This window comes from Rheinheimera sp. 1928-s (assembly GCF_029269265.1).
Taxonomy (GTDB): domain Bacteria; phylum Pseudomonadota; class Gammaproteobacteria; order Enterobacterales; family Alteromonadaceae; genus Pararheinheimera.
The window spans coordinates 636,305-647,724 of the sequence record NZ_JARIXP010000002.1; the positions used below are offsets into that span (position 1 = coordinate 636,305).

11 protein-coding genes are annotated in these 11,420 nt (G+C 47.1%); 4 read left to right on the forward strand and 7 right to left on the reverse strand.

Translation table 11 applies throughout. From position 1 onward, the window contains the following. Positions 1-43: 43 nt before the first annotated feature. The gene (locus P3C17_RS07700) at positions 44-961 is read left to right on the forward strand and encodes a pyridoxal-phosphate dependent enzyme (protein ID WP_300928861.1); all 918 of its coding nucleotides are present in this window, start codon (positions 44-46) and stop codon (positions 959-961) included. Positions 962-971: 10 nt separating this feature from the next. On the opposite strand, the gene P3C17_RS07705 is transcribed toward P3C17_RS07700, so the two are convergent. Next, positions 972-2,780 (reverse strand): EAL domain-containing protein, encoded by a 1,809-nt coding sequence (locus tag P3C17_RS07705; RefSeq protein ID WP_300928862.1) that lies wholly within the window; start codon positions 2,778-2,780, stop codon positions 972-974. A gap of 95 nt (positions 2,781-2,875) precedes the next feature. On the opposite strand from P3C17_RS07705, the gene P3C17_RS07710 reads away from it, so the two are divergent. Further along, the gene (locus tag P3C17_RS07710) at positions 2,876-3,427 is read left to right on the forward strand and encodes a GNAT family N-acetyltransferase (protein ID WP_300928863.1); all 552 of its coding nucleotides are present in this window, start codon (positions 2,876-2,878) and stop codon (positions 3,425-3,427) included. Between the two features lie 29 nt (positions 3,428-3,456). On the opposite strand, the gene P3C17_RS07715 is transcribed toward P3C17_RS07710, so the two are convergent. Then, positions 3,457-4,164: a 2OG-Fe(II) oxygenase gene (locus tag P3C17_RS07715; protein WP_300928864.1), complete on the reverse strand. Its 708-nt coding sequence runs from the start codon at positions 4,162-4,164 to the stop codon at positions 3,457-3,459. Between the two features lie 18 nt (positions 4,165-4,182). Between P3C17_RS07715 and P3C17_RS07720 the strand changes: the two genes are divergently transcribed. Together P3C17_RS07720 and ggt are read left to right on the forward strand one after the other, a co-directional pair. After that, positions 4,183-4,575 (forward strand): thioesterase family protein, encoded by a 393-nt coding sequence (locus P3C17_RS07720; RefSeq protein ID WP_300928865.1) that lies wholly within the window; start codon positions 4,183-4,185, stop codon positions 4,573-4,575. An 84-nt stretch (positions 4,576-4,659) separates the two neighbouring features. Then, entirely contained in the window at positions 4,660-6,372 is a 1,713-nt protein-coding gene (gene ggt / locus P3C17_RS07725; RefSeq protein WP_300928866.1) for a gamma-glutamyltransferase, read from the forward strand. Positions 6,373-6,472: 100 nt separating this feature from the next. Here the strand turns inward: ggt and P3C17_RS07730 are convergent, their stop codons facing one another. From P3C17_RS07730 to P3C17_RS07750, 5 genes are all read right to left on the reverse strand, one after another. Then, complete coding sequence (locus P3C17_RS07730) at positions 6,473-7,228, reverse strand: arylamine N-acetyltransferase (RefSeq protein ID WP_300928867.1); 756 nt, start codon at positions 7,226-7,228, stop codon at positions 6,473-6,475. An 18-nt stretch (positions 7,229-7,246) separates the two neighbouring features. Further along, complete coding sequence (locus P3C17_RS07735) at positions 7,247-7,573, reverse strand: DUF2288 domain-containing protein (RefSeq protein WP_300928868.1); 327 nt, start codon at positions 7,571-7,573, stop codon at positions 7,247-7,249. 67 nt (positions 7,574-7,640) lie between these two features. Then, positions 7,641-8,990: a sigma 54-interacting transcriptional regulator gene (locus P3C17_RS07740; RefSeq protein ID WP_300928869.1), complete on the reverse strand. Its 1,350-nt coding sequence runs from the start codon at positions 8,988-8,990 to the stop codon at positions 7,641-7,643. Between the two features lie 3 nt (positions 8,991-8,993). Continuing rightward, positions 8,994-9,569: a hypothetical protein gene (locus P3C17_RS07745; RefSeq protein ID WP_300928870.1), complete on the reverse strand. Its 576-nt coding sequence runs from the start codon at positions 9,567-9,569 to the stop codon at positions 8,994-8,996. Further along, positions 9,566-10,984, reverse strand: coding sequence for a HAMP domain-containing sensor histidine kinase (locus P3C17_RS07750; RefSeq protein WP_300928871.1), 1,419 nt, complete (start codon positions 10,982-10,984; stop codon positions 9,566-9,568). Before P3C17_RS07750 ends, P3C17_RS07745 begins: the two co-directional genes overlap by 4 nt. Positions 10,985-11,420 lie beyond the last annotated feature (436 nt).

Below are 11,420 nucleotides of genomic sequence, written 5' to 3' on the forward strand. Positions count from 1 at the left end.
CGATAAAAATGATAAAACTTTCGTTCCAGAATGACAACAAACTATGAAACTAACTTCTTATTTGCAGTGGCAAAAGCTTCAGCATCCATTACTGAATGATCATCAGACGGAGATCTGGCTGCGTTATGCCCCAGGTAATAATCCGGACATATCCGGAAACAAAATACTGAAGCTAAAATACCAGTTGGAGCAAGCACTGCAACAAAAATCTCAGGGCTTGTTAACCTTTGGCGGAGCTTTTTCTAATCATTTGGTCGCAGCAGCAGCGGTGGCTGCCGAAAATAAGCTGCAAAGTGTCGGCATAGTGCGTGGTGAGGAAGTTGATTTAAACAACCCAACTTTGGCTTTATGCCGCTCTTATGGCATGCAACTCATCAGGGTCAGCAGAGCTTTTTACAGGACCCGCCATCAACAGGAAACTCTGCAGCAGTTAAGTGAACAATTCCCTGGTTACTTGCATATTCCCGAAGGAGGAACTTGTGAGGCAGCGGTTCAGGGCGTCAGTGAACTGGATATGTGTACTACACCTGCAGGACCTGCTTCTTTGCTTATTTGTGCCGTAGGCAGCGGTGGAACAGTAGCAGGTTTGATCCGGGGATCGAAAACGACGCCTGTAGTAGGTATTGCAGTGGTTCAGGATCAGAGCCTGCCGGAAAAAATAAGAGCCTTTTTGCCTGCTGATCGTAACTGGCCAGAATGGCAGTTAATTCAGGCCTTACATCAGCCCCGTTACGGTCGCTTTGATCCCCAGTTATGGCAGTTTTGTCAGTCTTTTGCAGATCAGGACGTGCAGCTTGAACCTGTGTATACAGGAAAAGCCTTGTACTCTGTATTTGAGCTGATTAAAGCCGGGATTATCCCAAAAGGCAGCCGTCTGAGTTTTTTTCACACAGGCGGATTACAAGGATTAAAGGGGCTTGCTTACAGAGGTCTTATTCCTACCACTGATCCCGGCCAATAAAAATCAGCTATCAGCCCGACAACTGATTCTGGGCAATAAGCCGCGCCAGTGGTTGACTGAAGTAATAACCCTGGGCACCAACAACCCCCAGTTTTTTCAGACACTGCCATTCAGGGTCTTGCTCTACCCCTGTGGCTATCACCTTAATATCTTTACCAACACAAGAAGCTAATAAACCGCGGATAAACAGCTGCTGTTCCAGTTGATGGTCGATCCCCCGCACCACAGCCGGATGAATTTTTAACATTCGTATTGGCAACTCATCGCTATAAGGAGCCGCATCCAGGCTTAAGCCCACATGGTCGACTATCAGCTCAAAGCCCCACTGCTGCAGTTGCAGCAATTTTGGTTTCAGGTTTTTGTAGTGTTTAATTAAATGATGTTCATGAAATTCCAGCGCCAGATCCGCGGCCACTATAGTTCCATTATTGACCTGCTGTTGCAGCCAATGCCACCAGGCTTCATCTAATAGAGATTGGGTATTTAAGTTCACACTGCATCTGCAATGTTCCAGCACTTCAGTTTCGCCCAGCTTAGCAACCTTCAGCAGTACATACTGATCGATCGCACTGACTAAACCACAGTTAGCCGCCATAGGTAAAAATAAGGCCGCAGCCAATTTGTCACCATCGCTGCTGGCCAACCTTACCAGCACTTCATGCTGCAATACATCATTGTCCTGCCAGGAAAATACCGGCTGAAAACTCAGCAAAAATCTGTTTTCTCTTAACGCATTATGCAACTCAGTTCGCCACCAGACTGAGCCTTTTATTTTTGGTTTTTGTGGATCATTAAAACCATAAGCCGCATTAGGCCCCTGCAACTGAGCTGTTTTTAACGCCATATCTGCTTCAGCCATGAGCTGATAGGAGCTTTGCCCTTGTTGATACAGCACGAAGCCTATATGGATCAGGTCAAAATCCTGGCATTCATCAAAGAAGTTAGCCTGACTCAATACCTGGGCCATGCGGTCGCCCAATTGTTCGGCTTCCTTTCCCGATAATCCTGGGATCAGTAACGACAGGTCGTTATCAGCCAACCTCGCCATTACAGCCTCAGGCCAGCCAGAGACCAATTCAGCAATCAACTCAACACAACCCCTTAAACGCTGCAATTTGATTAGATTGGACAGATTAGATTCAGGGTGTGACAACTGCACCAAAAACACAGCCCCGCTTGCTGCTTCTCCACCTTCAGTTAAATAATGATTTAAGCGGCTTTCAAAAAATACTCTGTTGCCTATCGCCAGCTCGTGATCCACTAAACCTTGCACCCGCACCAGTTGTCGAATTTCGCTATCACGTTTTTGCCAGTTTTGTAGCTTTAACAACACCCGCTGTAATTGGGTGGTAGGGTTAGTTTCTCGGTGAAAAGGTAAATCCAAATGAGTGAGTAACAATTGGGTTTGCTGCTCCAGTTGTTGTAACTCCTGCCTGAATTGCCGCTGATAAGGCCGGATCCATAACAACCAGCCCAGCCAGATCACAAAAGGCAGATTCAGTAACAGATAATCCAATGCAGTCCAGCTTCTCACCAGTTCAGGCGACAGATGTAACACTGGGTTTGAGCCGTCTAAAGCCACAAAATCAGCAGCAGTTGGAGGTGGGCTGGATAAAAGCTGCAGTTGACCTTGTTCACTCACCAGCCATGACTGTTGCTGTAATGGCTGCAACACAAGCCATTGTTGCCATTGCTGCTGACGGTGCTGCAGTTGCAACTGACCAATACTATAAAAGCTGATATTGACCAGCAGTAACACCAACACACTGAGCAACTGCTGCCAATGGCGTTTCTTTTGGACTATCTGGCTTAACCACATTACAACTCCTTTTGCCTTCATCAAACGAATGTACTAAGTGTGAGTCAAGTTTCGCTGTGATGCCGATTTTTTTCTGCAACACCTTAAGCTGCGATATGGCCAGCAGACAAAAAAACGGCGACTTTGATATAGTAAAGCCAGAATCATTAGAAAAATCACAGGACAAAGATATGGAATGGCAAGTTGCAGGCTTTAGTCAGTTGGATTCGTATACGGTATACGCCATGCTGCAATTAAGGGTAGATGTGTTTGTTGTTGAACAAAACTGTCCTTATCCTGAGCTGGATAACAAAGATTTACACCCACAAACCCGGCATATTCTGCTGAAAAAAGGCGACAAAATTTTAGCCTACGCACGGGTGCTTGCCCCTGGTGTCAGTTATGAAAACAGCCCTGCTCTGGGCCGCATTTGTGTGTCGCAAACCGCACGTCGTCTGGCTTTGGGCCGTGGCTTGATGGATAAAGCTCTGGATGTAGCCAGCAGTTGCTGGCCTGATTCTGAGATCCGTATTTCGGCTCAGTGTTATCTGCAACGTTTTTACGAGTCTTTTGGTTTTATCGCTTGCAGCGAGCCTTATCTGGAAGATGATATTCCACATCTGGAAATGGCGCGCCCGGCAACACCTTTAGGCGCAGCCACTAATTAGTGATTCAACAGCTATACAAAAGCAGGATCTCAGCTTTCTGGTGCCTGACCGTATAGCTGTTCAGCCCGGTTAAACAACACCCAACTGGTCAGAATGTATTTATCATCAGACACTGGGACACAACCTCTGTGGGTGTGGGTAAAGTAAGCTGGTGCTATCACCATACGCCCGGCTTTGGGCTGAATGGCTTTATTCTGATAATAAAACTCCGTCTGACCACCCTCTGCCACATCGTTTAAATAAAACATAAATAACAAAGTGCGATGCAGTGGCTCATTGTGGGGTAACTGCGGATAAACCTCTGAGTGCCAATAGCCGTAATTGCCTTTGCCCTGCTGATATTTTTGCATCTGAATAGGACCAAGCCGGTACAAAGTACGCATAAAGTTATCGGCCTGAGGTGCACCCAATTGCGGGTAGTTATCGGCAGTAATAGCCACCATACGGTTTTCAGCCGGATGAGGCACAGTCATGCTGACAGGGCCAATCAAGGCAAAATGGTACTTGCGAAAGTAATCAGCCACATAAGTGGTAGTGTGGCGGATAATTTCGGCCAGAACGGGGTGATACTCCGGATACTGATTTAAATACAAGTCCGTGCTGAGCTTTTTACTGGTATCGACCCCTCCACCTGTACGACCCGCTGTGGTGTGAGGGCTTTGTGCAAATAAGCCGATCAGGTGCTGACAAAACTCCGCCGGTAATACATCATCGTATACTTCAATAAAATCAGTCATAGTTTTCAGGTTATTGTTATGTTTAAAGAAATCATAAAGCCACGCTTCAATGAAACGGATGCTCTGGGTCATATCAACAATACAGTGCTGACGCAGTGGTTTGAAGGGGCAAGGGATCCTATTTTCAAATTATTTACACCTGATCTCGATACCAGACAATGGAAGCTGATTTTGGCCAGTATCAGTGTGCAGTTTAAAGCAGAGCTGTTTTATGGCCTGCCAGTGGAATTACGCACTGGCATCAGCATGATTGGCAACAGTTCGTTTGAAGTGCATCAGGAAGCCTGGCAAAACAATCAGTGCTGTGCGGTCGGAAAAGCCGTGTTGGTACAATACGATTTTGCCGCTAAACAAAAACTAGTGTTAAGCCTCGAACAAAAAGCAGCGCTAAATGAACACTTAGCCAGCTAATCTGGCTTTTGGTCGCGTGCTGCTGGTAATTTCAGCCTGCGCTGATTAGGTTGAATGCTCCTGTATTTCAGAGAACCAACCACAATGAAAAAAATCTTACTCTGCAGCCTGATTGCGTTATCTCCCCAATTGATGGCCTATGACCGTATTACTGGCGCTGACTTTGCCAGCCGCTCTGAAGTGATAGCACCTCATGCTATGGCGGCCACCAGTCAGCCATTAGCCACCCAAATCGCTTTAGATATTATGAAACAAGGCGGCACAGCAGTAGATGCAGCTATTGCTGCTAACGCCGCTTTAGGTTTAATGGAACCTACTGGCAACGGTATAGGCGGCGACTTGTACGCTATTATCTGGGACGGTAAAACCAATAAAATTTATGGTTTAAATGCCTCGGGCCGTTCCCCTAAAGGTTTAAGCCATACACAACTGTCTAAAGAGCTGAAAAAACTCGACCTGAAAGACCTCCCCCCTTACGGCATGCTGCCCATTAGCGTACCTGGTGCTATAGACGGCTGGTTTGAAATGCACCAGAAGTTTGGCAAATTGCCTATGACTCAAATTCTGCAACCCGCTATTACTTATGCCGAACAAGGTTTCCCGGTCAGCGAGCTGATTGCTTACTACTGGGACAGATCTGTACCCCGTTTAAAAGATCAACCCGGTGATTTTGTTGGTACTTTTACTATCAATGGTAAAGCACCCGCCAAAGGCGAGATGTTTAAAAACCCCGACTTAGCGGCCACTTATAAAGCTATAGCCACAGGCGGCCGTGATGCCTTTTATAAAGGCGACATCGCCAAAAGTATCGATGGTTTTATGAAAGCCAACGGCGGTTACTTACGTTATGAAGATTTCGCCAGCCATAAATCAGATTGGGTAGAACCTGTATCAGTCAATTACCGTGGTTATGATGTTTGGGAATTACCACCTAACGGCCAGGGCATAGCCGCTTTGCAGATGCTGCAAATTCTGAAAAACTTCGACTTAAAAGCTATGGGTTACAACAGCGTTGAAAGTATTCATACCTTAGTGGAAGCCAAAAAACTGGCCTTTGAAGACAGAGCTAAATTTTATGCAGATACCGACTTTAACAAGCTGCCCATAAAAGGCCTGATTTCTGATGGCTATGGCAAAGAGCGAGCTAAGTTAATCACCTCTACCGCAGCAAAACGGGTGGACGCAGGTAATCCGGCAGCTTACGAAGGAGACACCATTTATATGACCACGGCCGATAAAGACGGCACTATGGTTTCGCTAATCCAAAGTAACTACAGGGGTATGGGTTCAGGTGTGGTTGCGCCGGGCACAGGTTTTGTATTCCAGGACAGGGGTCAGATGTTTTCGATGGATAAAAAACACGCCAACGCCTACGAGCCGGGTAAACGCCCTTTCCAGACGATAATTCCGGCCTTTATCAGTAAAGACGGCAAACCACTGACCAGCTTTGGTGTGATGGGTGGCGCTATGCAGCCTCAGGGTCATGTGCAGATTGTGGTGAATATGATTGATTACGGCATGAACCTGCAAGAAGCAGGGGACGCAGCACGCTGGCAACATCTGGGCAGCACTGAACCTACCGACTCGCAGGCCACTTACTTAACCAATGGCGGTTATGTGCAGCTGGAAAAAGGTGTGCCTTATGAAACAGCCCGTGAGCTGATGAAAAAAGGCCATGACGTGCGTTACGCTTTGGGAGAATTTGGCGGTTATCAAGCCATTATGAAAGACCCCAAAACCGGTGTGTATTACGGTGCTTCAGAGTCCCGTAAAGACGGTCAGGCCGCAGGGTATTAGTGGGTGGGTCAGAGCTATCAGCTCTGACCCCAAAATCAGATATTCACTCGAAATTCTAGTTATATCAACCGACAATAGGGTCAGAGCCAAGGCTCTGACCCTATGCCAACAACCGCTTTAGTATGTCTTCCCGCTGTTCAGGGCTTAGCTGTTGCACCACTGAGCCATCAGCGCGTATTTGTTTTAGCTGATCGCCCAGCAGAATATCGCGGCCTTGCTCATGGTGTTTAATCACCAGTAACTTCTGTACAAAAATAGTGTCCGGATGGGTGCTGTTCAGATAGTTAGCAGGCATAAAGTCCACCCATTCACTGGCATAAGGCTCAAAACCAAACTGACTTAACCACTGACCATCCACCATCGCCTGCACCACATAAGCACCGCTCTGTTCTGTGGTTAAACGGAACTGGTCGAAGTCCTGTTGCTGGACTTGCTCTAACGAGGATAAAGCAATGGGAGCCCGAATACCGTAACTGCCAAAGCCTAAATCACAGATCCATTCATCGCCATCGGCCTGAACCAACAACACCATATGAGTTTTAGGTCGGCGCACCGGATAAAACATAGGACGACAAGCCACAAACTTGTAGCTGAACCCTAAAGCCTGCAGTGCCATTGCGAAGAGGCCATTAACCTCATAACAATAACCACCACGGCCCTGCCCAACTATTTTATCGACAATCTGTTCTGGTACTAAGGAGACAATCTTGCCTGCCTGCACATCGAGGTTTTCAAAGGCAACGTGAAAGAGCTGGGCGCGCATCAGCTTTGTTAAGGTTTCAGCACTGTGATCTACAGGCCCTGTATAACCAATACGTTTCAGGTAGGACTCTAACTGGAAATTTTCTGCGAACATAAGCTGTGACCTGCCTAATTAATGGGTAGCTTGAGCAGCTTTATCCTGCACCAAAATCCAGGGAGAAATCACCACAGCCCAAAGCTCGGCCTGTTGCTCTACCCAAAGCTGAGCTTGTGTATCATTAACTCTGTCCACCAGACCAGAGTGCAACCAGTGTTGCACAGCGGCTTTATCATCCTGACTAAAAGCAAAAGCCACATCGACCAAATCCAGTTCAGCAGAAACCTGAACCACAGAGCCTGCGGCATAAAACTTCTGCAGCTCCAGCCATTGGATCCGGGCGGTTTCACTGATGATTTTAGCTTTCAGTACATCGGGTTCTACTTCAAAATTTTCGTGCATACGTTTATCTCTTTGGGGTCAGATCACATTGTTAACTGTTAACAATGTGATCTGACCCCATTTTCAGTTATTCAAGTTCGTCGCTTTGCTCAGACACCTGAGCTGCGCTGAGTTCATGTTTCTTCAGCAGTTTATGAAAGTCTGTTCTGTTACGCCCGGCCAATTCTGCGGCCCGGGTGACGTTGCCTTCGGCCATTTTTAATACACGTATTAAATACTGGCGTTCAAACTGATCACGGGCCTCACTTAAGGTGGGCCAAAAACTGCGGTTCTGCGATAACGCCTGTTCCACTAGAGCAACGCTCAGCACAGGGCTGTGAGTTAAAGCCACACATTGTTCAACCACATTCACCAATTGCCGCACATTACCTGGCCACTGAGCTGTGACCAATGCCTGCATGGCGTCCTCAGAAAAACGGTTCACCTGCACACCATGACGTTCTGCATTTTGTTGCAGCACATGACGGGCTAACAAGGGAATATCTTCAGCCCGTTCTCTTAAAGTCGGTAACTGCAAATTCACCACGTTTAAACGATAATACAAATCTTCGCGGAAACTTTGTTCCTGCATCGCTTGCTTTAAATCCCGGTGAGTTGCCGACAATACCCGCACATCTATAGCAATGGTTTTAGTACTGCCGACGGGACGAATTTGCCGCTCCTGCAAAGCCCGCAATAACTTCACCTGTAATGGCATGGGCATATCGCCAATTTCATCAAGGAATAAAGTGCCGCCGTCTGCTTCGCGGAATAAACCTAAATGCTCAGTCACAGCACCGGTGAAAGCCCCTTTGGTGTGACCAAAAAGTTCGGATTCCAACAAATGCTCTGGTAAAGCGCCACAGTTAATAGCGACAAAATGGCCTTTGGCACGAGGGCTGGCTTTATGAATGGCTTTGGCCAGCATTTCTTTACCTGTACCGCTGGCACCTGTGATGAGCACACTGACGTCACGTTGTGCAACGCGGTACGCCTGATCCAGCACCTGCTCCATCACTTTGCTGCGCGTAATGATGTCAGTGCGCCATTCATCTTTACTTGGCACATGAGATTGATGCACAGCCTGAGCTAAAATGTCACGCAAGTCGTTGTTGTTCAGTGGCTTGGTTAAGAAACCAAATACACCACGCTGAGTGGCTGCTACGGCTTCCGGAATAGAACCATGTGCTGTCATCAACACCACAGGCAACCCCTGATGCCTCTTAGCAATTTCATCAAACAAGGCCATGCCATCTAAACCCGGCATACGCAGGTCACTCAGCACCACATCGACTTTATTTTTGCCAAGCAATACCAAGGCAGTTTCAGCGCAGTCTGCACTGATCACCTGATAACCTTCCCCTTCAAGCCGTAACGTCAGTAAACGTAATAAGCTGGGATCATCATCCACCAGCAATAACCGGGCGCCATTGCTCATGATTTAGTTTCCTGTCTGGTTTAGTTTGGCTTCAATTTGAGTCAGTGCATCAATTTTCTTTTGTAAGTCTTTGCTTTGCTTTCGCAGCCTATCCAATTGTTCTTGCTGCTGGGCATTCAGGCGAGACAAAGCCGTGACTGCGGACTCACTTTCTAATAGTTTTTGGTTGTAGGCTAAATCCCAACGCAACAGATCAGCCAGGCCTTTAGGTAAAGTGGTCAGTTTGTCGTTCAGCTGAGTTTGAGCAGCAAAACGCACCGCATAAGGGCTGTCCGGATGCAGTTTGATTAATAAAGTTTGTAAGGTAGTGACAGGACTGGTTTTGAAGCTCCGTAACAATAAATCCCGCTCCGCTACAGGCATCAACAGCAATTGCGCGCGGAAATCACGCCAAGCCTGCAAGGTTAACGCATCATCGGCAATAGCCAGTTCAGCTTTCACTGGTTTAGGGGCTTCCACCAGTTGAGTTTGTGCTGGCTCCACTTTTGGAATGGTTTTATTGACCACTGGAGTCACAGGTTTAACCCCCTGACAAGCCGTTAATACCAGACAAAGGCCAAGACTTAACCAAACTTTCATACCGCATCCTCAACTAAAGGCAAACGCACCTGAATACACACATCGGCGTAACTGACATCGATAATTTCTGCCAGACCACCTAATAAACGGGCGCAGTCGGCAACAATAGATAAACCTAAACCCGAACCTTGCACCGCATCAAAACGAGGGGCTTTACCACGCTGGAAAGGCTCAAACAATTTAGCCCGCAATTCAGCAGGAATAGGAGTGCCGTTATTCGCCACATCCAACAGCATAAATTTGTCATGCTGGCGCAAATTAACCCAGACGTTACTACCCTCAGCACCATAAGCCTGCGCATTGTTGATCAAATTGTCCAGAATACGCCGGAACAACATAGAATCGGTATAAATACGGGCTAATTGACAATCCAGCACAATGGTTTGTTCACGCTGCTGCAAAGATAACGCATGGTCATTAAAGCAGTTTTGTAACAGTGTGTGGCTGTCATGCCAGCCAAACTCAGGCTTGGCTTGCTGCAATAACTTGTTGTAATCCAGTAATTGCTCGGTCAGCACACTTAATCTGTCCGCACTGCCATTGAGTAAACTGACCACTTCCTTTTGTTGCGGGTTCAAAGGCCCGACCAACTGTTCACTCAATAGCGCACAGCCTTCGCGAATACTGGACAAAGGCGTTTTTAATTCATGGGATGCATGACGTAATAAAATCAGCCGTAGCGCTTCTAATTGCTGTAAACGTGATGCCAGCCAACGCAACTGCTCACCCAGTTCGGTCAGTTCACGTGGGCCATCCACTTTATCATGTGGGAAATGATGGCTGGCCTGGCCGATAGAACGGATCATGGTATCCAGCATTTTCACCGGAGCAGTAATACGGGCTGACGCCCACAGCACCATCAATAAGGTCAGTACCACTAAGGCCACGGTTTGCCAGGCGAGATGGCTTTGCGCTTTTTCGGCATAGACTTGCTGCTGCTGTAATCGTTGTTCCAGTAAAGCCCAGATCACTTGGGTTAATTGCACTTGCTGCTGACGGATCTTTTGCAGAATAGGGCTTAGTTCTTCATTGCTTTCAAGCAGATAACTATTAAACAACAATTCCAGGAGTTGCTGTTGTTGCGCACAAAGCACAGGCTGAGCCAAATTAATGCAAACAGAAGCCAGATTCTGTTGATAGTTAGTTAAGTGAGTGGCAGCCAGCTGCGACAACGCATCGGTTTTCAGAATGCTGAACTGCAACACTGAACGTTCAATGTCATTCACCAGCTTTTGCATATTTTCAGCACGCCGTACATTAGCAACCGAACTTTCGGCTTCAGCTATGGCATAACGGCTGACATCAGATAAGGCACTATGACTTTGCCACAACAAAACCCCAAGTGGAATTAACGCCATAAAAAAGCTGAGTAAAACAAACTGCCGCAGGGAAGCGGGCTGAACAGGCATTCGCATCAGGACAGGGTTCCACGAAAAATCAGGCGCTTATCATAACGGATTTAAACAGACAGGTAAAAAAATCGTCTGGAACGATTTTTAACAGCTTGAGCTGGCCCTTGGGTGAGCGCCATGGATGGCAGCGCATAAAAAATCGTCTGGAACGATTTTTAACAGCTTGAGCTGGCCCTTTGGGTGAGCGCCATGGATGGCAGCGCATAAAAAATCGTCTGGAACGATTTTTAACAGCTTGAGCTGGCCCTATGGGTGAGCGCCATGGATGGCAGCGCATAAAAAATCGTCTGGAACGATTTTTAACAACGCAACGCGTTGGCCCCTTGGGGTGCTCTGCAATCCTGCAGAGCATAAAAAAACCGGTCAGAGACCGGTTTTTTTCATGTATCGACAGCAACTAATTAGTTAGTGGCTTGTTCCAGCGCAACAGCAGTGCGTG